This is a genomic window from Pandoraea nosoerga (assembly GCF_902459585.1).
GTDB classification, from domain to species: domain Bacteria; phylum Pseudomonadota; class Gammaproteobacteria; order Burkholderiales; family Burkholderiaceae; genus Pandoraea; species Pandoraea nosoerga.
Genome location: NZ_CABPSC010000001.1, coordinates 380806 through 402392 on the forward strand (window position 1 = coordinate 380806; position 21587 = coordinate 402392).

A 21587-nucleotide genomic window follows, 5' to 3' on the forward strand; every position below is an offset into this window, starting at 1 on the left:
CACTTGCCTGCCCCGACCACCGCACGCGGCCTCGATTTCAGGCCACCGCCAGCCTCGCCAGTGCAGCCTGCATCTCTTCGGGCTCGGTCGCCGCGAGCAGTTCCTGGACGGGGCGCTCCAAATCGGGCAGATGCGCCCGCAGAATCTCCTGCTTGACCTGCAGCAACTGGCTGGGATGCATCGAGAACTCCCGCAACCCCATGCCGAGCAGCAAACGCGTCGCCGTCGGGTCTCCGGCCATCTCGCCGCAGACGGCCACCGGTACGCCGAACGCATGTGCCTCGCGGATCGTCATGGCGATCAGGCGCAGCACGGCCGGGTGCAGCGGATCGTAGAGATGGGCGACCGCGTTGTCCGCGCGGTCGATCGCCAGCGTGTACTGGATGAGATCGTTCGTGCCGATCGAGAGGAAGTCGAGCCGTTTGAGGAACATCGGCACGGTGAGCGCCGCGGCCGGCACCTCGATCATCGCGCCGAGCTTCACGCCGGGATCGTAGAGCAGGCCGGCCGCATCGAGCTGCGACTTGGCTTCGCGCACGAGCTCGAGCGTCTGATCGATTTCCTGCGCGTGCGCGAGCATCGGGAACAGAATCCGCACCTGTCCGAACGCCGACGCGCGCAGTATCGCCCGCAACTGCGTGAGGAACATGCGCGGCTCCGACAAGCTCCAGCGAATCGCCCGCAGTCCGAGCGCGGGGTTCGGCGCGGTCTCGTAAGTCTCGTGGCTGTCGAGCGGCTTGTCGGCCCCGACGTCGATCGTGCGGATGGTAAGCGGCAGCCCATGCATTGCCTCCACGGCACGCTTGTAGGCCTCGAACTGCGCTTCCTCCTCCGGCGCCTCCTCCTCGTTCATGAAGAGGAACTCGGTGCGGAACAGCCCCACGCCAACGGCGCCCGCTTCCACGGCCGCCTTGGCGTCTTCCGGCAATTCGATGTTGGCGAGCAGCTCGATGGGGGTGCCGTCGATGGTCTGCGCCGGCGAGTGCTTCAGCCGCTGCAGGCGACGCTCTTCGAGCGCGCGCTCGCTTTGGCGGTAGCTGTACTCCTCGAGCACGATCGGCGCCGGATCGACGATGACGATGCCGTGATCGCCGTCGATGATGATCACGTCGTCCTGCTTGACGAGCAGGCTGGCCTGCGCCACGCCGACCGCGGCCGGAATGCCCAGGCTGCGCGCCACGATGGCCGTGTGCGACGTCTTGCCGCCGAGATCGGTGACGAACCCCTTGAACGTCTGCGACTTGAACTGCAGCATGTCGGCCGGCGCGATGTCGCGCGCCACGACGATCATGTCGTCGCGCGGGGTCTGCGCCACCACGTGACGCATGCCGGGTGCGCCGGCGAGCGCCTTGAGCACGCGCTCGGTCACCTGCTCGATGTCCGCGCGGCGCTCGCGCAGATATTCGTCGTCGATGTCTTCGAAGCGGGCGACGAGCACCTCGAGTTGCGTGGTCAGCGCCCATTCCGCGTTGTAGCGACGCTCGCGAATCAGCTTGATGACGGCGTCGGCGAGCAGCGTGTCGTTCAGTATCAGCGAGTGAACGTCGAGAAACGCGCCCATCTCGCCCGGCGCATCGTGCGGCAGTTCGGCCTTGAGCGTGTCCAGTTCGTGCTGGACGGTCGCCTGAGCGCCGTGAAAACGTGCGATTTCGTCGTCGATCTGCGAAGGATCGAGCAGATAGTGCGGCACATCGAGGGCGGCGGGCGCGAGCAAATAGGCGCGTCCGATGGCGATGCCGCGAGAGACGGGAATGCCGTGCAGGGTGAAAGACAAGTGAGTCTCCCGGTTCAGAGGCGAATGTTGCGGCCTGAATCTACGTTCGGGGCGGTGAGCTGCGGAGCGTCGGTGACGCTATCTCGATGACGTCATCCTTGCGATCCGCCCGTCGCAGCACGCCTGCAAAGCGCTGCCGGGCACCGCGTCGCCGTCTTTTATTCCCCTTCGCCGAACTTGTTGGCGATGAGGGCCAGAATCTCGTTCATGGCTTGTTCTTCGTCAGGGCCTTCGGTTTCCACCTCGACCTTGGAACCGATCCCGGCGGCCAGCATCATGACGCCCATGATGCTCTTGGCATTGATACGCCGACCGTTCCGGGTCAGCCAGACCTCACTCTGAAATTTTGCCGCGAGCTGTGTGAGCTTTGCCGATGCCCGGGCGTGCAAGCCCAACTTGTTTACGATCGTCGTTTCTTGTTGAAGCATGTTTCAGTGTGACGTAGTGTGTGTGGTCGCCGGCGCACCCGCGCCGACTTCGAGAATACCTTTAGATCCGCCCGAAAGCACTTTCTCCGTCAACGTTTCCAGCGGCACGGAGCGATAGCACACCGCCTTGATGAGCATCGACAGGTTCACCCCGGCCACCACCCTCACCCTCGGTGCGACGAGCTGCGCCGCGACGTTCGATGGTGTCGCGCCAAACAGGTCGGTGAGCACGAGCACGCCGTTCTCCTCCTGCAACTGGGCAACGCGCTCGCGCGCGCTTTCGACGAGAGCCGCCGTGTCCTGGTCGGGAACGACGTCGATCGCGCCGATGCGCGAAGGACAGCCGCCGTAGATATGCGAAACACACTCGCGAAGGGCCGATGCGAGCGGTGCGTGGGCAATGATCAGAATTCCAGCCATGATGCTAGGCACGCCGAGCGCCGCGAGTGTCCGGGATACGAACACAACGACGAACGCGAGCCTGTCGATTTTGGGATTCTTATTTTAGCAGGCGCGCAAAAACCCCGAATTTTCATCAAGTTAGAGGCAGTCCTCAGGGGAATTCAGACGCTTCTCCCGCCGCCCCCGCCCCTGCCGCCTGCTCAGACCGCCAGTTCCAGCGCGTCGATGAACATCTTCGGCACGTCGAAGCCGGTTTGCTCGGTGATTTCCTGGAAACACGTCGGGCTGGTGACGTTCACTTCAGTGAGGTAATCGCCGATGACGTCCAGCCCCACGAGCAGCAGACCGCGCTGCCAGAGGATCGGCGCGAGCGTCTCGGCGATCCGGCGATCGCGCGCCGACAGGTCGCGCGCTTGCCCGAGGCCGCCGGCGGCCAGATTGCCGCGCACTTCGTTGCCCTGTGGAATCCGCGCGAGCGAGTGCGGCACCACCTTGCCGCCGATCACGAGCACGCGTTTGTCGCCGAGCTTGATGTCCGGGATGAAACGTTGCGCCATCACCGAACGCGCGCCGTTCTCGCCGAGCATCTCGATGACCGAGCCGAGGTTGCGGCCGTCCGGCCCGATACGAAACACGCCGGTGCCGCCCATGCCGTCGAGCGGCTTGTAGATCACGTCGCCATGCTCGGCATGAAAGGCGCGCAGTCGCGCGGCGTCGCGCGTGACCAGCGTCGGCGCGACAAACTGCCCGAACTCGGCAATCGCGAGTTTCTCGGAGTGGTCGCGAATTGCGCTGGGCTTGTTGAACACTCGTGCGCCGGCGCGCTCGGCGATTTCGAGCAGCCACGTCGAGTTGATGTACTCGATGTCGAACGGCGGGTCTTTGCGCATGAGCACGGCGTCGAACTCCGTGAGCGCGGCAATGCGCGTGTCGACGACCTCGTACCAGGCCTGCGCGTCACCGGTCAGGCGGATCTCCCGCACGCGCGCGTCGACCGTCGCGCCATGCCAGGCCATTTCATGGGGCTCGCACGCAAAGAGGCGGTGGCCGCGGCGCGCGGCTTCGCGCATCATCGAGAACGTGGTGTCCTTGTAGATCTTGAAGTGGTCGAGCGGGTCGGCGATAAAGAGAATCTGCATCGATCGGCGGGAAATCTTTGGGGTTCGGATGCACACACCGCATGCTGCGGCAACAGGCGTCTATTCTAGCCGAGGCGCCGCGCTGCCGCTCTGGACGGCTCCGCGCGGCTCCGGACGCGCCACCACGGTCGCCGCTCCGCGCAAACCCGCCAGCAGCGCCGCGTCGCGCACCGGGTCCAGACGCGCGCGCATGAGCGCCAGATGCGTCTTGAGCGTCTGCACCCCAATGGCGCACGCCTCGCGGGTCTGCGCGCGCGACTGCCCCGCCAGCAGGCGCATGGCGATCTCGCGCTGAACTGGCGTGAGCGCCGTCTCCCACAGACGTTGCAGCAAGCGCAGCGCAGGAGGCACGGCCAGATGCAGGACAATGCGCGCGCGGTCGGTGACGCCGCCGCCCATGCCGCACAGGTGCGTCGCATGCAGATGCAGCGTGCCGCCGGGTACGGGAACGCTCGCGAACGCCTGCGCACCGGGGGCGCCCGCGCCGGCCGTGCGCACCGCCAGCTCGTCGGCGAGCGCCTGACAGGCCTGCAGAACCACACAAGCATCCGGCCAGGCCCCGCCCGGCGTGAGGCGCCAGACCCGGCGCACGAGCGTGAGCGCCGCCGGATCGGCCCACTGCGGCTGCCGTCCATGCCAGACCAGCATGCCCGCCGCGTTGCCGCCGGACATTGGCGCGTCGTCTTGGCCCGGCACGGGGATCGGCGCGCAGCACGCCGCAGGCGCCGGAAAGCATGGGCGTCCGGGAAGCGAGGTGAACTCGGCCGCGGCGTCCTCGAACGCCGAGACTTCGCGGGTGCTAAAGCGTGGCCGGTCCCCGCGGCGCGCCACGAGCAGCCGCAGCGCCTCGACGGGCGCAGCGCGGGCGCCGGGCTCGCCATCCTGCGCGCCGGCGACCGACGTTGCGTCGCGTCTGGCCGGCAGCAGGCAGACATCGAGCAAATCGCCGCCGGGAAAGCAACGCTCGAGCTCCGGCGGCCGCCCAAGCAACGCCCCCGTCCCATGCGCGTTCCCGTGCGTGCGCCTGGCGTGACCGCAAGCAAGACCGCAGTGCGCCAGCGTGCGTTGCAGGTCCGCCACCGGGGGCAGCGTCCAGCCGCTCGCGGCGAGCCGCTCGCACGCCGCGAACGGGGCCTGCGGCGCATAACAGCAAGTGAGGTCGGGCGTCTCGCCCGCGCCATCCGGCGCATGACGCCAGAGCGCGGCCACGCTGTCGGCGTCGAGCCCGACGCGCAGCGTCTCGAGCCAAAGCGGCAGGTAGCCGAGTATCGGCACCGGCAGCTGATGTAGTTGGCGAAGGCAGGTGCGCAAGTCCCGCGGCATCCCTGGATGTCTCCCTGTCGGCAAATTCGCAAGGAAATTTCCTATTCCATGCAAACATCTGCGGACATCCCCCATTTGGGGGATGTCCGGTGCGCCGAACGCCCGCATCATCGCCCCATGGCTGATGCGAACCGCACGACGGACCGGCACGGTACACGATCCGAACAGTGCAGGGGAGGCTCAGAAAACCCGTTTGCGGGGAGGTCCGTCAGGGAGTCCCCGATTTCCGGTCGTTGCATGAGGCGACCGGCAAATGTGACGCCCGGCTAGTCGGGGGGCCGGCCGGGCGTCTTTTTCTTTCCTTCTTCCGTTGTCTCGCTTCTCGCGCCAGCTCGTCGGACGCATCGCAGACAGCAGCCAATCGCCCGCCGGCGCACTCCAAATCCGGAAACTTCCCAAAGCAACGCGGAAACCGATAACGCGGTGAACCCATCGCCCTCGCTGGCCCGCTGCCCCGACGTCAATACGTTTCCGGATCCGGATCGGTGCGCTCGAGTTCAACCGACGCCGCAAGCAGGGCAAGGCGCGCCACCACACCGTACATGTAGAACCGGTTCGGCGGCGCAGCCCCGGGCTTGGCGTGGACGTCGGGCAGTGCGGTGTGCTCGAAGGCGAGCGGCACGAAGTGCATGCCGGGCGCGTTCAGGTTCTCGTCGGTGCCGCGTCCGGTATGCACCCGATAGAAACCACCGACCACGTAACGGTCGATCATGTAGACCACGGGCTCGGCCACGGCCTCATTGATGCGCTCGAACGTATAGACGCCCTCCTGCACGATTACGTCGTGCACTTCGAGCCCTTCCTTCACCACACTCATCTTGGTGCGTTCGCGCCGGTTCAGGTTTTTGATCTCGGCGGCGTCATGCACCATCATCACGCCCATGCCGTAAGTCCCGGCATCGGCCTTGATCACGACGAACGGCTTGTCGGTGATGCCGTATTCGCGGTACTTCTTGTTGATCTTCTTGAGCACGGCATCGACGGTGTCGGCAAGTTTCTCCTCACCGACGCGCTCGTCGAAGTCGATCCCTTCGCACTTCGCGAAATACGGATTGAGCATCCACTGATCGACGTCGATCATCTTGGCGAACTTCTTGACGATGTCGTCGTATGCCGAGAAGTGCTGGCTCTTGCGACGCACGGCCCAGCCCGCATGCAGCGGCGGCAGCAGGTACTGTTCGTGCAGTCCCTCCAGAATCGGTGGAATGCCGGCGGACAAGTCGTTGTTGAGCAGGATCGAGCACGGATCGAAGTTCTTAAGGCCGAGCCGGCGCGGCGAACGCTCCAGCGGCTCGATCACCACGTGCTGGCCGTCGGGCAACTCGATGGTCGTCGGCTCGGTGATGTCGTCCGACAGGCTGCCCAGACGAACGTTGAGCCCGGCATGGCGCATGATCGTCGACAGCCGCGCGATGTTCTGCAGGTAGAACGAATTGCGCGTATGCCGTTCGGGAATCAGCAACAGATTCTTGGCGTCCGGGCAAATCTTCTCGATGGCGGCCATGGCGGCCTGCACGGCGAGCGGCAGCACTTCGGGCGCCAGATTGTTGAAGCCGCCGGGAAACAGATTGGTGTCGACGGGAGCGAGCTTGAAGCCGGCGTTGCGCAGGTCGACCGAACAGTAGAACGGCGGCGTGTGTTCCTGCCATTCGAGCCGGAACCAGCGTTCGATGGCGGGCGTCGCATCGAGAATCTTCTTTTCCAGGTCGAGCAGCGGGCCTTTCAGGGCCGTGACGAGATGCGGAACCATGCTTCTCTCATATCCAGATGGAATATCGATTGTAGAGCATCCGCCCGGCGCCCCCGCCGTTTGCCATGCCCTGCGAAGGGGCACAAGGAGCGCCAGAGACGCAGGAGACGCGGCCGGCGCGCCGTGCGGCCGCGCACCGGGGTTTCCCGCGCCGACCGGCGATCGATGGGGGCGCGGCGCAATGCCGCGATGAGAAAAGATGGGGATGGCGCCGCCGTTCGCAAGCCATGTGTGCGGAAAACCGGCGCAGGCCAGGGCAAACCGGCGAAAACCAGCGCAACGCCGCGGCAACCGACGAAGCACCGGCACCGGGCCGGGCCACGCCCGGGGCAAAAAAAACGGGCACCCGCAGGGTGCCCGCACAATGCCGGGCCGGCTGTCCGACCGGTAACCGGCAACTCCTCTCGCTCGGACGGCAAACCGTCAGGGGTTTGCCGCCAAGTCATGACCGCCGGGCCCGTCCATCGTTTCCGAACGTCGCGGGGACTTCGGAGGCCGGCTAAACGAAGCAATGAGACCGATGCAAGCGTGAGGTTCGTCCGTCGTCAGTGGCGTCGTCAATTGTGATAGGCCGATTCGCCGTGCGAGGTAATGTCCAGACCCTCGCGCTCCTCGTCTTCCGGCACGCGCAGGCCGAGCACGATATCGGCGATCTTGAAGGCGATGAACGCCACCACGCCCGACCACACCAGCGTGGTAATCACGCCCTGGAACTGAATCCAGACCTGAGCGGCGATCGAGTAGTCCGGCGCGACCTTGTTGGCGACGTAGTCGTAGATGCCCGTGCCGCCAAGCGACGGCGCGGCGAACACCCCCGTCAGAATCGCGCCGAGCATACCGCCCACGCCGTGCACGCCGAATACGTCGAGCGCATCGTCGGCCTTGAGCAGGCGCTTCAGACCATTCACGCCCCACAGGCACACCAGCCCCGCGATCAGACCGAGCACGATCGAGCCCATCGGGCCGACGAAACCGGCCGCCGGCGTGACCGCCACCAGGCCGGCCACCGCGCCCGAGGCGCCGCCGAGCATCGACGGCTTGCCCTTCGCGATCCATTCACCCGAGGTCCACGACAGCGTGGCCGCGGCGGTCGCGAGCAGCGTGTTGACGAAAGCCAGTGCAGCGCCGCCGTTGGCTTCGAGGCCCGAGCCGGCGTTGAAGCCGAACCAGCCGAACCACAGCAGCGAGGCGCCGATCATGGTCATGGTGAGCGAGTGCGGCTTGAACGCCTCCTTGCCGAAACCAACGCGCTTGCCGACCATGTACGCCCCGACCAGACCCGCAATCGCGGCATTGATGTGCACCACCGTGCCGCCCGCGTAATCGAGCGCGCCCTTCTGGAACAGCCAGCCGGCGTGTGCCGTGGCGGCGTCCGCGGCGGCCTGATCGGTATAGGCGTCCGGACCCGGCCAGAACCACACCATATGCGCCATCGGCAGATACGAGAACGTGAACCAGATCACGGTAAAGAGCAGTACCGCCGAGAACCTGGCGCGTTCGGCAAAGGCGCCGACGATCAGCGCACAGGTGATCGCGGCGAACGCGGCCTGGAACGCCATGTACGCGTACTCCGGCACGTTCACGCCCTTGCTGAAGGTGGCGGCGACCGAGTCAGGCGTCATTCCCTTGAGGAACAAACGATCGAAGCCGCCGAAGAACGCCCCGCCCTCGGTAAACGCGATGCTGTAACCGTAGATCGCCCAGAGCACCACCACCAGCGAGAAGATGATGAAGCACTGCATCAGCACCGAGAGCATGTTCTTCGAGCGGACCAGACCGCCGTAGAACAGGCCCAGACCGGGCAGTGTCATGAGAATCACAAAGGCGGTACAGGTGAGCAGCCAGGCGGTGTCGCCCTTGTTGGGCGGCACGGGCGCAGCGGCGGCAGCGGCAGGCGCTGCGGCGGCCGGCGCGGGCGCAGCCGCCGGGGTGGCCGGGGTGGCAGCCGGCGCCGCGGCAGGTGAAGCCGCGTCGGAAGCGGCGGCCGGCGCCGAGGCGTCCTGAGCGAACGCCGCCGTCGAAGCGAGGCCGGCGGTTCCCGCGACGCCCAGCAAGGCCGCGGCAAGCAGGAGTTTGGCAAGCAGTGTTTTCATGATTGTTGTCTCTTATGGATGACCTTTTACAGCGCGTCTTCGCCGGTCTCTCCCGTCCGGATACGAACCACGTGCTCGACGTTGGACACGAAAATCTTGCCGTCGCCGATCTTGCCGGTGCGGGCGGCCTGCTCGATGGCGTCGATCGCCTGGTCGAGCAGGGCGTCGCCGATTACCGCCTCGATCTTCACCTTCGGCAGAAAATCGACGACATACTCTGCCCCGCGGTACAGCTCGGTGTGGCCTTTCTGGCGACCGAAGCCCTTGACTTCGGTCACCGTGATCCCCGCCACGCCGATGTTCGAGAGGGCTTCGCGCACCTCGTCGAGCTTGAAGGGTTTCACAATTGCGGTAATCAGCTTCATGGTGAGTCGCTCCTTAGAATGTCTTCGACAACCCTACGACGACCGTCGCCTTGGAAAGCACTTTGCCGGAGTTGGCGGCCGTGTAGTACTTTTCGTCGGCGTTCGTATCGACATAGGAGACCGACACGGTGAAGTTCTTGCCGAGGTCCTTGGACAGGCCGATCTTCCAGTCGGTGTAGCTTGCGGCGCTGAAGTTGTGTACCCACTGATGGCCCACATGACCCACGGCCGAGATGCCCCAGAAGCCGGTGTCATAGGTGGCCGTCAGGTCGAGGTAGCCGCTGTTGGACGTATCCTGGCCATCCGGACTGACGAGACCGAACAGACGCGTCATCGCATGCGAGTACTTCAGCGATACGGTTTTCCAGCCCACGGCGGCATACAGCTCGAACGTGTGCGGGCGCGGGAAATAGGTGCCCGACGGATAGCTGCCAGGGTAGTAGTACTGCAGGCCGCCGATGTCGATCGTCCAGTCGGGAATGATTTCCTTCTTCCAGCCGCCGTAGAAGTCCATCTCGATAGGCGCGCTCACGGCGGAATTGCCGTCGGAAATCCAGCTGATGTTCGACGCCCACACGCCTGCGTAGAGGCCCGATTCGTGGGCGACGTCGAAGCCGCCCTGCACCGCCGGACGCTTCGCCGTCTGCGAAATGCCGCGGAAGCGGTAGTCCGAGAACAGGCCGATGTTGGCGGTGACGGTAAACGGCTCGGCGGCCGCTGCGGCAGCAGGCGCGGCGGATGCGGCAGGCTCCGCGGCTTGCGCGAACGCACCGGCCGAGACGGTCATCGCCCCAAAAAGCACACAGCCTGCCATCGCGGTTGACACTTTGTTCATCACTTTCCCCTGAGTTGTAGTCGAGTCTTGGTACAGCGTGCGGCAGCTTCCGGGACTGGTAGAGCAACTCCCGTGCCAGGCGCGCGTGACGCATCCGCTGCGAGGCGCACGATACGAATTTCGGGATAAAAAATGAGCAAAATTGCAGGTGTGCCGGGACGGGCCGACAGCGCGGCGAGGCCGCCCCCGGGTGCGGACGAATGCAGGACGGCGATGTCAAAGCCTTGCCGGACAAGGAAAGGCCGATGGCGCCACGGGCGCCCGCGCTGGCTGGACGCAGGAAACGGTGATAGAGTTGCGCCAACATTGCGGTCCGCACCCGATGCACCAGCTTGCGACGGCCAGACCGGCGCGAGGAAGCACGCTGACGGTGCAAGCACCACGTTGGTGCGATGAAACGAGAGAGGAAGGCTTATGAAACCGAACGAGATCCTGCAAGACATGCAAGCCAAGGTGAGCGAGCTGCTCAAGCAATCGCCCGCCAAGGATATCGAGCGCAACGTCAAAAGCCTGCTCAACTCGGGCTTCAACCGGCTCGACCTGGTAACGCGCGAGGAATTCGACGTTCAGGCCCAGGTGCTCGCGCGCACGCGCGAGAAGCTAGAAGCACTGGAAAAGCGCGTGGCCGAACTCGAAAGCCTGCGCAGCGAAGCGCAGGACTGACGAAAGCAAAAGGGGCGCTGCGGCGCCCCTTGTCATTGATGGCGAACGTTCGTAATGCCCCGCCTCGCTGGCGCGCCGCCTCGCCGCCCGCCTCCCTTTGAAGGCTCGGGGCCCGGCGCCTCCTCCCTCCATCGCGCGCTCTGTCCTATCCGCCCATCGGAATCTGCTTAGGCCCGGGCGGACGACGCCGAAAACGCCGCGCCGCGAATCCGAAATTCGCGCGTTTCTCCCGATAGGCTGTTGCGCACAAGCGTCTGCCGCGACGAAGATAAATCGCAAGCACGCCCCGCCAGGTGCCGCCGCACGAGAAGGAGGAATCACATGTCATTGGCCACCGTCAGCAGCCGCGCGCTCACCGGAGTGAGCGCACGCGCCGTTACCGTCGAGGTGCACCTCGCGAACGGGCTGCCCGGCCTGTCGCTCGTCGGGTTGCCGGACACCGAGGTGAAGGAAAGCCGGGAACGCGTGCGCTGCGCGCTGCAGAACAGCCGGTTCGAATTTCCTGCACGGCGCATCACGATCAATCTGGCGCCGGCCGACCTGCCAAAGGCGTCGGGGTGCTTCGATCTGCCCATTGCGCTCGGCATTCTTGCGGCGAGCGGGCAGTTGCCCGAGGCGGGGCTGCGCAAGCACGAGTTCGCGGGCGAGTTGTCGCTCACGGGCGAACTCCGTCCCATACGCGGCGGCCTCGCTATGGCGGCCGCCATCGCAGCCGAACCGTCCGAACGCGCGCTGGTGCTTCCCCTCGCCTGCGCGAGCGAAGCGGCGCTCGTGGAGAACGCAACGGTGTATGGTGCGCGCACGCTGCTCGATGTATGTGCGCACCTCGCCGAACCCGACGTTGCCGTACCGCTGTCGCGCGCCGCCGCCCCGCATGCGGCACGCGCCCGCCCGCGATCCTCGTCCTGCGCTTCCCGCTCGTTCGACGGCGAAGCGCCGGAAGAAACGCGCGAGGCATCCGACATGCCCGACATGCCCGACATGCTCGACATGCTCGACATCAAGGGGCAGGAGCCCGCCAAACGGGCGCTGGAAGTTGCGGCCGCCGGCGGACACCATGTGCTGTTCTACGGCCCGCCCGGCACCGGCAAGTCAATGCTCGCCACGCGGCTCGCCGGCCTGTTGCCCGACCTGAGCCCGGCACACGCGGTGGAAGTCGCCACACTGGCGAGTCTGAGCCCGCATGGCTTCGATATGCGTCAATGGGGGCTGCGCCCGTTCCGCGCGCCGCATCATACGGCGTCGGCCGCGGCGCTCGTCGGCGGCGGGACCGTACCGCGTCCGGGCGAAATCAGTCTCGCGCATCGCGGTGTGCTGTTTCTGGACGAGCTGCCGGAATTCCAGCGCCGCGTGCTTGAAGTGCTGCGCGAGCCGCTGGAACTGGGGCATGTCACGATCTCGCGCGCCGGCGGGCAGGCGACATTCCCCGCCGCGTTCCAGCTGGTCGCCGCCATGAATCCGTGCCCTTGCGGTGACCTCGGCCATCCGTCGCGCACTTGCCGATGCACGGGAGAGGCAGTGGCGCGCTATCGCAACCGTCTCTCGGGGCCGCTGCTCGACCGCATCGACTTGCATGTGGAAGTGCCGGCTCAGGCGGCCGAGACCTTTGCGGCGCCGGCCGGTGGCGAATGCAGCAATGTCATCGCGCAGCGGGTGCAGCGCGCGCGTGAGCGCCAGCTATCGCGCCAGGGGCGGCTCAATTGCGGTTTGGCGAGCCGCGCACTGGAGTCGACGTGCGCGTTGCACGCCGCGGCGCGCGACATGTTGCATGTCGCAGTCAATCAGCACCATTGGTCGGCGCGAACCTATCACCGTGTGCTGCGCGTGGCGCGCACCGTTGCCGATCTTGCCGACAGCGACATGATCGGCGCCGAACACGTCGCCGAAGCCGTGCAGTATCGGGAGACCCCGCTGGCATGAAGAAGAGTGATGAGTCGAATGGCCGGGGCGATGATGGAGCCGAATGATGGGGCCGAATGATGGAGCCAAATGATGGCGTGCCGCGGGTGCCGCGGCTGCGCGTGGCATGCGGACATCCACGACATGCGGGACATGCCCAACCTACGCCGCACGCGAGAGAGCTCGCGCGCGAAGCCGCGTCACTCCAGCGTAAACGAATCGAGGAACTGATCGACCTGATCCTTCGGAGGCGCCTGCGTCGCGAGCACGACGACCTGATAGACGTGATTGCCTCGGCCCACGAAGCGAGCGGCAACGTATCGCTCGGTCTTGTCGCTCACGGTCCCATGAGCGGAGACGGCGAGCCCGGGGACGGCGGGAGCGTCGCCGGCCTGGCGCACCATGACCTGCGCTGGCGCTGCGGCCGCATCGCTCACGTTGGCGAGCAGGCCGAGCCGCAGTTCGTCGAGGACTGTCTGGCGCAGCGTGGCGTCATCGTGAGGCAGCGTAACCACGCCGACGGCGAACAGCGCGGCGTCGACGCGCGCCGCTTGCATCCGCATGGGCAGCGGCCCCGAGGCGAACTTGACGTCGCGTGCCTCCTGCGTCGGTTTCGCCGGATAGGTCACGGCATAGGCGCCGTCCTTGTCGTGCACCTCGCGCCAGTCGTAGCGGGGAGAGCAGGCCGCGAGCACCAGCGTCGCGGCAAACAGGAGGCAGACACGGACAACGCGAGTCATGGACGGGCAAGAATGGAAAACAGGGAAGCGATCATTATCCGCCATGTGTTGCGCCATGGAAAACGCGCCGACGCGGTTCCCGGTATCATCGACGCCATATGATGAAGCGTCCCTCCGTCCTCTCGTCGCCCCCGCCGGCGGCCATCGCGCTTCGCCCACGAGGGCGATGGGCGCGCCAATGGCCGCGCGCCGGCAAATTTGCCGCAGCGGCGACGCTCGGCGTGGCCCGGACTGCCATCCTCACGCGCGCGCTGATCACCCGCCTTGCCGCAGTCTTCGCGGCCCCGGCCTGCCTTGCTACCGCCCTTGCTACCGCCCTTACTGCCACCCTCACTGCCACCCTCACTGCCACCCTTACCGCTGCCCTTGCCGCAACCCTGACCGTGGGTTTTACCGCGGTTGCCGCGGCCGCGCCCGCCGTCTCGGGGCCCGCCGAGCGCAAGACTGGCGCGTGGCGGCAGGCCGCCATCCCGCTCGCCACAGACTTTGCGGCGCACGCCCGCCGCGCGTCCGCGCTCGACGCGCCGCTCATCGTGCTCGTCTCGCTGCGCGACTGCGTCTACTGCGGCCCGATCCGTCAACGCGAGCTCGCACCGCTCGTGCGTAGCGGCAAGTATGAAGTGCGCGAGATCGGCATGGACAGCAGCGCCGCGGTGCGCGACTTCGACGGCGGCGTGACGACCGGCGCCGCCTGGGCGCGCGCCCACGGCGTCAAGGTTTCACCGACGGTTTTGTTCCTCGATACCAACGGGCGCCCCGTCGCGGACCCTTTGATCGGCGCGGGCCTGCCGGATTTTTACGGCGCATACCTCGACGAGGCCATCGCCCGCGGGCGCGCGCGTTTGCACGCCGGGAGCAGCGCCACCGCGCGCGGAGATTCAGAGTAGAATCGTCGTCACGAACTGAACCACACTCCCCTCACGGCTGTGTCATGAGCGCATCGACTTCCCGTAAATCGCCTCTGAGCAAGATTCTCGCCGCCGCGATCATTGCGGCCGTGGCGGTCGCCGCCTACTTCACGTTCGCCGGACAGAAACGCGCCCCCGAGGCGACATTTACGCTGCTCTCCGGTCAGAAGCTCGCCCCTGCCGATCTGAAGGGCAAGGTGTACCTGGTCAACTTCTGGGCGACGAGCTGCACCACGTGCATGAAAGAAATGCCGACGATGGTGAAGACTTACGAGAAATACAAGGGGCAGGGCCTGGAATTCGTGGCGGTCGCAATGAGCTACGACCCGCCCATGTACGTGATGAACTACGCGCAGTCGCGTCAACTGCCGTTCAGGGTCGCGATGGATTCCGACGGCAGCGTCGCCAGGCAGTACGGCAACGTGCAGCTCACGCCGACGACGTTCGTGGTGGATCGCGACGGCAAGGTGCTCAAGCAGTACGTCGGCGAGCCGGAGTACGCCGAGCTCGACAAGCTCATCGAGAAAGCGCTGGCGAAGCAGGCCTGACGCCCTTCCCGTCAGCGCCGACCATCAGTACCCTTCGATTAGCGCCCTTCGGGGCGCTTCGTGCTTCTAACGCGCCTCCCGCACTTCCTGCACTTTCCGCACTTCCTGCACTTCCTGCATTTCCCGCGCTCCCCTCGCTTCCCGCGGGCGCCGATCAGCGGCCGCCCTCCGCCCCGTCGCCATGCCCTCGCGTATGCAAGCCATAGCGCTTGAGTTTTTCGTAGAGCGTAGCCTTGGGCACGTGCAGCGCCTCGGCCGTGGCGGCCACGTTGCCCTTGCTGTGCTCGAGCGCTTCTTGCAGCACCGCGCGCTCGAAGCGCTCGACCTGCTCCTTGAGCGGCAGCGGCGCGACTGATTCGCCGTCGGGCGCACTCGCCACCCCGAGCACCAGACGGTCGGCCGCATTGCGCAGCTCGCGCACGTTGCCCGGCCAGTCGGCCTGCATCAGCTCCTGACGCAGGCGATCGGACACCACCGGCGCCGGACGCCCGTAACGCACCGCCGCATCGAGCATGAAATGCTCGAACAGCGGCAGGATGTCCTCGCGACGCTCACGCAGCGGCGGCAAGGCGAGCGTCACCACATTCAGGCGGTAATACAGGTCGCGGCGGAACGTGCCCTCGCGCACCAGCGCCTCCAGGTCGCCCTTGGCCGCGGCCACCACGCGGCAATCCACCCGAATCGACTGGTTCGACCCCAGACGCTCGAGCACGCCGTCCTGCAACACGCGCAGCAGCTTTACCTGCAGCGCCGCCGGCATGCTCTCGATCTCGTCGAGGAAAAGCGTCCCGCCCGAGGCATGCTCGAGCTTGCCGATGCGGCGCTTGGCCGCGCCCGTGAACGCGCCGACTTCGTGACCGAACATCTCGCTCTCGAAGATCGTTTCGGGCAGCGCGCCGCAGTTCAGCGCGACGAACGGCGCGTCGCGGCGGCGCGAGAGCTCATGCAGGCTGCGCGCCACCAGTTCCTTGCCGGTGCCGGTGTCGCCGTTGATCAGCACCGGCGCGTCGGTCATCGCAACGTTGGCGATGAGCGTGCGCAGCGTCTCCATCGACGGGCTGCGGCCAATGATGCGCGACGCGCGTCCGCCCTGTTCCGCCAGCTCGCGCCGCAGCGCCTGGTTCTCGAGCATGAGCTTACGTGTCTCGAGCGCGCGCTTGGCCGACTCGATCAGGCGATCCGGCGCGAAAGGCTTTTCGATGAAATCGTAGGCGCCGTCGCGAATCGCCTGCACGGCCATCGAAATATCGCCGTGACCGGTCACGAGAATGACGGGCACCTCCGGCGCATGCTGACGCAGATGAGCGAGCAGTTCCAGCCCGCTCATGCCCACGAGGCGAATATCGGACACGACGATACCCGGGAAGTCCGGCGTGATGCGCTCGCGCGCGGCTTCGGCCGAGGCGAGCCCGAAGGCGTCCAGGCCAGCGAGTTGCAGGCTTTGCAGCGTCGCGCGCCGCACGAGTTCGTCGTCTTCGACGAAGAGGATCTGGAGGTTCTTGTACATCATGCGATTGTCGCGCCGGCGTGTTGCACGCGGCGCAGCGTCACGAGAAATTCCGCACCACCGCCGGGAACGTTGCGGGCCACGAGTTGCCCGCCGTTCTCCTGCGCGATGGACGACGAGATGGCCAGTCCGAGCCCCATGCCCTGACCGCCCTCCTTGGTACTGAAAAACGGCTCGAACAGGCGCGGCATGTGCGCCTGCGCGATGCCCGGCCCGTTATCGCGCACGTAGATGCGCACCCACGCCTCGCTGGCGTCCACGTCGATCCATATCGACGGCGACGCCGGCGCGCCGGCGCCGCTCGAGACCGCGTCGATGGCGTTGCCGACCAGGTTGATCAGCACCTGTTCGAGCCGCAGCCCTTCGCAGGCGACCTGCACCTCTTCCAGGCCGTCGGCGAACGTGGTCGTCAGCTGGATGCCCTCCAGGCGTGCGCGCAGCAGCATCGTCGTATTGTCGAGCGCGCGTCGCACCGACGCCTCCATGTCGCCGCGCCGCGAGCGTCCCGCAAAGAGCCGCAACTGGCCGGTGATCTTGCCCATGCGGTCGGTGAGCGAGGCAATCGCTTCGAGATTTTCGCGCGCCGCCGCGTACTCGCCGCGCTCGAGCAGCACGCGCGTATTGTCGGAGAACGTGCGCAGCGCCGAGAGCGGCTGATTGAGTTCATGCGTGATGCCCGCGGCCATCTGGCCGAGCGCCACGAGTTTGGACGCCTGAACGAGCTCGCTTTGCGTCTCGCGCAGCTCGTGCTCGGTACGCGCACGTTCCTGCACTTCCGTTTGCAAACGCTCGTTGGCCGCCTGCAGATCCGCGGTGCGCTCGGCCACGCGCTCGCCCAGTTCGGCATACGCCGCCTGCAGCAGTTCGCGGCTCTTGAGCATATCGCGCACGCGCTGTCGACGCTGGTTCCATGCAATGCCGAGCAGGCACGTAAAGGCCGCCAGACATGCCGCCGCCACGGCCGCGATGCGCGCGTTCGCGATGACCTGATCGAGCGGCGCGAAGTACATGAGCGTCCAGTCGGGCTCGCCCAGCTTGCGCTGCACGGCGAGAAAGCGCCGGGTCCTGCCCGCGCCGCGTCCGTCGCGCACGGTCACGACTTCGCCGTCGGCGTCGAGCCGCTCGTCCTCGGTCCAGGCGAGCGGTGTGATGTGCTGGTTGTAGTACTGGCGCGTGCTCTCGAGCGCAGCCTTCACGTCGGGCGCGAGCGGCGCGAGCGAGCGATATTGCCAGCGCGGCTCGGACGACAGGAACACCACGCCATGATCGTCTGCCACGACGACCGGCTCGGAGGCGTCCGCGCCCGCGCGCTGGAACCATTCGAGATTCAGTTTGACGACCACCACCCCGAGAATCTGACCGTCCACCACGATCGGCTGCGAGACGAAATACCCCGGCTCGCCGGAAGTGGTTCCCACGCCGTAGAAGCGGCCGAGCGCCCCCTTCATGGCGTCGATGAAATACGGGCGGAAGCGGTATTCCTGGCCGACGAAAGTGGCCTTTTCGCGCCAGTTGCTGGCGGCCAGCGCAAGCCCGGTCGCGTCGATGACATACGCGGCCGAAGCCTTGGCGCGCTGATTCACGTCGAACAGATAATCGTTGGCCCGCTGCACGACGGCGCGATCGGCCGGATGCCGCAGCAGATCATGGACATACGGATGCAGTGAGAGCAGGTACGGCAGGAATTCGTAGCGATCGACGGTGCTGCGCAGGCTGCCCGCGTAGCGCTCGACGCGCGCGCCGGCGTTCACGCGCAGGTCGGCCACACCGCGCTGCCAGCTCAGGGCGTATGTCAACCAGCAAAACAGGATGCTCGCCACCAGCATGGCGGCGATCCATGACCCACGGCGCATCGGCAAAGTCCTTTCGAGATCGAGGGGGACTCCGTCGCGCCGGCGGGCCGCACCGCTCGCGTAGGCGGGCGCAGCACCTTCCGGTGCGTCGCGCTGGCGAGGGCGGATCGAGTTGTCTTGCAGCGTGGCCATGGCGTCACAACACCCATCACGACGTCAAAAGGCCACCGGGCGGCGAAGCTCAGGCGCTATTGTGCCTGTGCCGCGCCGCCCGGTGGCGAACGTAATGCGTGCGAACACGCCGGGGGTCCGGCGCGTTCGCCCCGCCCCGGCGGCCGCGACATGCCTTCGTGCCGCACGCGCCGGGGCGGGCCGGGGCATCGGCCGGGCGTCGCCGTGCGTTCCCGCCACGACACCGCTCCGATGTCCCGCGGGCCGTCAGGCCAGTTCCGGTTCCCGCTTGCTCGACATGGCCTCGGCCAGTTTCTTGCGGTCCAGCTCCTTTTCCCAGGCCGACACGACGATCGTGGCAACGCCGTTGCCGCAGATGTTCGTGAGTGCACGGCACTCGCTCATGAAGCGGTCGATACCGAGGATCAGCACCATCCCGGCTACCGGAATGGTCGGGATCACGGCCAGCGTGGCGGCCAGCGTGATGAAGCCCGCGCCGGTCACGCCCGAAGCGCCCTTCGAGGTGAGCATCGCCACGGCGAGCAGCGTGAGCTGCTGGCCCCAGGTCAGGTCGATGTTGGTCGCCTGCGCGATGAACAGCACGGCCATCGTCATGTAGATGTTCGTGCCGTCGAGGTTGAACGAGTAGCCGGTCGGGATCACCAGACCCACCACCGACTTCGAGCAACCGGCCTTCTCCATCTTCTCCATCAGATGCGGCAGCGCGGCCTCCGACGAGCTCGTGCCGAGCACGATCAGCAGCTCTTCCTTGATGTAGGCGAGGAAGCGGAAGATCGAGAAACCGGTGAATTTGGCGATGAGCCCAAGCACGACGATCACGAACAGGAACGACGTCAGGTAGAACGTGCCCATGAGCTTGGCCAGTGGCACGAGCGAGGCAATGCCGTACTTGCCGATCGTGAACGCCATCGCACCGAAGGCGCCGAGCGGGGCCACCTTGGTGATGATATGCACCACGCGAAAGAGCACGCCCGAGACGCTGTCGATCCAGCTCGTCACCACGCGGCCGCGATCGCCGATCGCGCTCAGCGCGGCGCCGAACAGGATGGCGATCACGAGGATCTGCAGAATCTCACCCTTGGCGAACGCGTCGGTGATCGTGTTCGGAATCAGGTGCAGCAGGAAGTCGACGAACGTATCGCCGTGCGCCGCCTTCTCGGCGTAGCCGGCGATCGCCTTCGGATCGAGCGAGTTGATGTCGACGTTGAAGCCGGCGCCCGGCTTCAGGATGTGCGTCGCGAACAGACCGATGATGAGCGCGAGCGTCGACACGATTTCGAAGTAGATGAGCGCCTTGCCGCCGACGCGGCCGACCTTCTTCATGTCCTCCATGCCGGCGATGCCGGTCACCACCGTACAGAAGATCACCGGGCCGATGATCATCTTGATCAGCTTGATGAACGCATCGCCGAGCGGCTTCATCTGCACCGCGAGGTCGGGCTTGAAGTGCCCGAGCAGCACGCCGATGATGATGGCGATCAGCACCTGCACGTACAGAATGCGATAAAAGGGGGTCTTGGTCTTGGTTTGCATGTTGTTTCCTCTTCAGACGGTGGGGCAAGCCACCGCCCTCGTTGTCAATCCGCGGTGACGCCGCGAATCTCGCTTTGCGCAAAGCGCATTTGCTCCTCCATCACCATCTGGGCCAGCTCCTTCTTCAATTCGTTGAATTCGCTGCCGGCCGTGTCGCGCGGACGAGGCAGTTCGATGGCGACATCCCGCTTGACCGTGCCCGGCCGGTACGTCATCACGACGACCCGGTCGGCCAGATAGATCGACTCCTCGATGCTGTGGGTGACGAAAATGATCGTCTTCCTGAATTCCTCCCAGATACGCAGCAACTCGTCCTGCAGCGTGCGTCGCGTGAGTGCGTCGAGCGCGCCGAACGGCTCGTCCATGAGCATGATCGGGCTGTCGAGCGCGAGCACGCGCGCGATCGCCACGCGCTGGCGCATGCCGCCCGAGAGGTCGCGCGGGAAACGATCGCGAAACTCGCGCAGGTTGAGCTTGCCGAGCAGCAGATCCACGCGCTCGTTGATCTGCGCGCGTTTCATGCCCTTGATTTCCAGGCCGAACGCAATGTTCTGCGCCACCGTCATCCACGGGAACAGCGCGTACTCCTGGAACACCATGCCGCGATCCGGGCCCGGCTCGGCGGCCGCGTCCGCCCGGCCGTCGATGCGGATTTCGCCCGAGCTCGGCTGCACGAAGCCCGCCAGCGCATTGAGCAGCGTGGACTTGCCGCAGCCCGACGGGCCGAGCAGGCACACGAACTCGCCGGTGCGAATGTTCAGATCGATGTTCTTGAGCGCGTCGATCGTGCCCCCGGGAATGGCGAACTGTTTGTTGACGTTTTGAATTTCGATCAGCATGTCGTTCGCCTCACTTCGTTTCGAGACCACGATGCCACTTGAGCAGGTGGCTGTTGAGGCGGTCCATGCCCAGGTCGATGATCAGTCCGAGCAGACCGATGGTCAGCATGCCGGCGATGATCTTGTCCGACCACATGTACTCGCGCGCTTCCAGAATGCGGTAGCCCAGGCCATTGTTCACGGCAATCATCTCGGCCACGATCACGACGATGAACGCCGTGCCGATGCCGATCCGGATGCCCGAGAGGATGTAGGGCGTGGCGGCCGGCATGATCACGCGGCGAAAGATCGTGAACTGGCTCGCGCCGAGGTTGCGCGCCGCGCGCAGGTAGATGCCGTCGACGTGGCGCACGCCGGCGATGGTGTTCATCAGCACGGGAAAGAACGCCCCGAGCGCGATAAGGAAGAACGCCGGCGGGTTGCCCAGCCCGAACCACAGGATGGCGAGCGGAATGTAGGCGATCGGCGGGATCGGGCGCACGACCTGCACCAGCGGGTTGAAGAGCCCGTAGACGCGCGTGCTGGTGCCCATGAGCAGGCCGAGCGGCAGCGCGATGACGGTGCCGACGAGAAAGCCCATGATCACGCGATAGAGGCTGTTGGCCGCGTCGGTGAGCAGTTCGCTCGAATGCAGCCACGCGCCGAAGCCGTCGGCCATGGCGGCCGTCGGCTTGAGGTACTGCCACCACTTGGTGATGACGGCGAGCGGCGACGGAAGAATGATCGGGTTGATCCACCCGAGGCCCGTGACGATCTGCCAGATCGCCACGACCGCGAGCGGAATCAACACGCCGCGCAGCACGCGCGAGGAGCGCGTGCCGGAAGAAGCGAGCACTGCGGCCATCCGGATGCCCCG

19 protein-coding genes are annotated in these 21587 nt (G+C 66.1%); 4 read left to right on the forward strand and 15 right to left on the reverse strand.

The annotated features are described in order from the left end of the window. Positions 1–37: 37 nt before the first annotated feature. The 9 genes from ptsP to PNO31109_RS01775 all read right to left on the reverse strand — a co-directional run bounded on the left by ptsP (position 38) and on the right by PNO31109_RS01775 (position 10109). A complete protein-coding gene (gene ptsP / locus PNO31109_RS01735; RefSeq protein ID WP_150553901.1) occupies positions 38–1774 on the reverse strand; it encodes a phosphoenolpyruvate--protein phosphotransferase in 1737 nt (578 codons plus the stop codon). A 158-nt stretch (positions 1775–1932) separates the two neighbouring features. After that, positions 1933–2202: an HPr family phosphocarrier protein gene (locus tag PNO31109_RS01740; RefSeq protein WP_039407769.1), complete on the reverse strand. Its 270-nt coding sequence runs from the start codon at positions 2200–2202 to the stop codon at positions 1933–1935. 3 nt (positions 2203–2205) lie between these two features. Then, entirely contained in the window at positions 2206–2622 is a 417-nt protein-coding gene (locus PNO31109_RS01745; RefSeq protein WP_150553902.1) for a PTS sugar transporter subunit IIA, read from the reverse strand. A 182-nt stretch (positions 2623–2804) separates the two neighbouring features. After that, positions 2805–3743: a glutathione synthase gene (gshB, locus tag PNO31109_RS01750; protein ID WP_150553903.1), complete on the reverse strand. Its 939-nt coding sequence runs from the start codon at positions 3741–3743 to the stop codon at positions 2805–2807. Between the two features lie 60 nt (positions 3744–3803). After that, complete coding sequence (locus tag PNO31109_RS01755) at positions 3804–5066, reverse strand: helix-turn-helix transcriptional regulator (RefSeq protein ID WP_150553904.1); 1263 nt, start codon at positions 5064–5066, stop codon at positions 3804–3806. Between the two features lie 460 nt (positions 5067–5526). After that, positions 5527–6816 carry a glutamate--cysteine ligase gene (gene gshA, locus PNO31109_RS01760; protein ID WP_150553905.1) on the reverse strand — a complete coding sequence of 430 codons (1290 nt, stop codon included), beginning with the start codon at positions 6814–6816 and terminating at the stop codon, positions 5527–5529. Positions 6817–7373: 557 nt separating this feature from the next. Further along, on the reverse strand, positions 7374–8909 hold the full coding sequence (gene amt, locus PNO31109_RS01765) for an ammonium transporter (protein ID WP_150553906.1): 1536 nt from the start codon (positions 8907–8909) through the stop codon (positions 7374–7376). Positions 8910–8935: 26 nt separating this feature from the next. Beyond that, positions 8936–9274, reverse strand: coding sequence for a P-II family nitrogen regulator (locus PNO31109_RS01770; protein WP_010804740.1), 339 nt, complete (start codon positions 9272–9274; stop codon positions 8936–8938). A gap of 13 nt (positions 9275–9287) precedes the next feature. Then, complete coding sequence (locus tag PNO31109_RS01775) at positions 9288–10109, reverse strand: TorF family putative porin (protein ID WP_150553907.1); 822 nt, start codon at positions 10107–10109, stop codon at positions 9288–9290. A 414-nt stretch (positions 10110–10523) separates the two neighbouring features. On the opposite strand from PNO31109_RS01775, the gene PNO31109_RS01780 reads away from it, so the two are divergent. Further along, a complete protein-coding gene (locus PNO31109_RS01780) occupies positions 10524–10772 on the forward strand; it encodes an accessory factor UbiK family protein (RefSeq protein WP_150553908.1) in 249 nt (82 codons plus the stop codon). A 321-nt stretch (positions 10773–11093) separates the two neighbouring features. Beyond that, a complete protein-coding gene (locus PNO31109_RS01785) occupies positions 11094–12692 on the forward strand; it encodes a YifB family Mg chelatase-like AAA ATPase (RefSeq protein WP_150553909.1) in 1599 nt (532 codons plus the stop codon). 179 nt (positions 12693–12871) lie between these two features. Here the strand turns inward: PNO31109_RS01785 and PNO31109_RS01790 are convergent, their stop codons facing one another. Further along, complete coding sequence (locus PNO31109_RS01790; protein WP_150553910.1) at positions 12872–13411, reverse strand: hypothetical protein; 540 nt, start codon at positions 13409–13411, stop codon at positions 12872–12874. Positions 13412–13632: 221 nt separating this feature from the next. On the opposite strand from PNO31109_RS01790, the gene PNO31109_RS01795 reads away from it, so the two are divergent. After that, on the forward strand, positions 13633–14298 hold the full coding sequence (locus tag PNO31109_RS01795) for a thioredoxin domain-containing protein (RefSeq protein ID WP_150553911.1): 666 nt from the start codon (positions 13633–13635) through the stop codon (positions 14296–14298). A gap of 44 nt (positions 14299–14342) precedes the next feature. After that, positions 14343–14867: a TlpA family protein disulfide reductase gene (locus PNO31109_RS01800; protein WP_150553912.1), complete on the forward strand. Its 525-nt coding sequence runs from the start codon at positions 14343–14345 to the stop codon at positions 14865–14867. Positions 14868–15021: 154 nt separating this feature from the next. Here PNO31109_RS01800 and PNO31109_RS01805 read toward each other — a convergent pair whose 3' ends face one another. The 5 genes from PNO31109_RS01805 to PNO31109_RS01825 form a co-directional block, all read right to left on the reverse strand. Continuing rightward, on the reverse strand, positions 15022–16374 hold the full coding sequence (locus tag PNO31109_RS01805) for a sigma-54-dependent transcriptional regulator (RefSeq protein WP_150554162.1): 1353 nt from the start codon (positions 16372–16374) through the stop codon (positions 15022–15024). Then, positions 16374–18359, reverse strand: coding sequence for a sensor histidine kinase (locus PNO31109_RS01810; protein ID WP_150553913.1), 1986 nt, complete (start codon positions 18357–18359; stop codon positions 16374–16376). Before PNO31109_RS01810 ends, PNO31109_RS01805 begins: the two co-directional genes overlap by 1 nt. Positions 18360–18605: 246 nt before the next feature. Continuing rightward, the gene (locus PNO31109_RS01815; protein WP_150553914.1) at positions 18606–19892 is read right to left on the reverse strand and encodes a dicarboxylate/amino acid:cation symporter; all 1287 of its coding nucleotides are present in this window, start codon (positions 19890–19892) and stop codon (positions 18606–18608) included. Between the two features lie 44 nt (positions 19893–19936). Further along, on the reverse strand, positions 19937–20731 hold the full coding sequence (locus tag PNO31109_RS01820) for an ABC transporter ATP-binding protein (RefSeq protein ID WP_150553915.1): 795 nt from the start codon (positions 20729–20731) through the stop codon (positions 19937–19939). 10 nt (positions 20732–20741) lie between these two features. Then, positions 20742–21575: an ABC transporter permease gene (locus PNO31109_RS01825; protein ID WP_150553916.1), complete on the reverse strand. Its 834-nt coding sequence runs from the start codon at positions 21573–21575 to the stop codon at positions 20742–20744. Between the last annotated feature and the right edge of the window lie 12 nt (positions 21576–21587).

Excerpts from the sequence above, each read along its gene's own strand:
- PNO31109_RS01780 (WP_150553908.1), top strand. The coding sequence starts at position 10,524 with ATGAAACCGAACGAGATCCTGCAAGACATGCAAGCCAAGGTGAGCGAG.
- PNO31109_RS01815 (WP_150553914.1), bottom strand. The coding sequence starts at position 19,892 with ATGCAAACCAAGACCAAGACCCCCTTTTATCGCATTCTGTACGTGCAG.
- PNO31109_RS01785 (WP_150553909.1), top strand. The coding sequence starts at position 11,094 with ATGTCATTGGCCACCGTCAGCAGCCGCGCGCTCACCGGAGTGAGCGCA.
- gshB (WP_150553903.1), bottom strand. The coding sequence starts at position 3,743 with ATGCAGATTCTCTTTATCGCCGACCCGCTCGACCACTTCAAGATCTAC.
- PNO31109_RS01810 (WP_150553913.1), bottom strand. The coding sequence starts at position 18,359 with ATGGCCACGCTGCAAGACAACTCGATCCGCCCTCGCCAGCGCGACGCA.
- PNO31109_RS01820 (WP_150553915.1), bottom strand. The coding sequence starts at position 20,731 with ATGCTGATCGAAATTCAAAACGTCAACAAACAGTTCGCCATTCCCGGG.
- PNO31109_RS01745 (WP_150553902.1), bottom strand. The coding sequence starts at position 2,622 with ATGGCTGGAATTCTGATCATTGCCCACGCACCGCTCGCATCGGCCCTT.
- amt (WP_150553906.1), bottom strand. The coding sequence starts at position 8,909 with ATGAAAACACTGCTTGCCAAACTCCTGCTTGCCGCGGCCTTGCTGGGC.
- PNO31109_RS01740 (WP_039407769.1), bottom strand. The coding sequence starts at position 2,202 with ATGCTTCAACAAGAAACGACGATCGTAAACAAGTTGGGCTTGCACGCC.
- PNO31109_RS01800 (WP_150553912.1), top strand. The coding sequence starts at position 14,343 with ATGAGCGCATCGACTTCCCGTAAATCGCCTCTGAGCAAGATTCTCGCC.
- PNO31109_RS01790 (WP_150553910.1), bottom strand. The coding sequence starts at position 13,411 with ATGACTCGCGTTGTCCGTGTCTGCCTCCTGTTTGCCGCGACGCTGGTG.
- PNO31109_RS01770 (WP_010804740.1), bottom strand. The coding sequence starts at position 9,274 with ATGAAGCTGATTACCGCAATTGTGAAACCCTTCAAGCTCGACGAGGTG.
- PNO31109_RS01755 (WP_150553904.1), bottom strand. The coding sequence starts at position 5,066 with ATGCCGCGGGACTTGCGCACCTGCCTTCGCCAACTACATCAGCTGCCG.
- PNO31109_RS01805 (WP_150554162.1), bottom strand. The coding sequence starts at position 16,374 with ATGTACAAGAACCTCCAGATCCTCTTCGTCGAAGACGACGAACTCGTG.
- PNO31109_RS01775 (WP_150553907.1), bottom strand. The coding sequence starts at position 10,109 with ATGAACAAAGTGTCAACCGCGATGGCAGGCTGTGTGCTTTTTGGGGCG.
- PNO31109_RS01825 (WP_150553916.1), bottom strand. The coding sequence starts at position 21,575 with ATGGCCGCAGTGCTCGCTTCTTCCGGCACGCGCTCCTCGCGCGTGCTG.
- gshA (WP_150553905.1), bottom strand. The coding sequence starts at position 6,816 with ATGGTTCCGCATCTCGTCACGGCCCTGAAAGGCCCGCTGCTCGACCTG.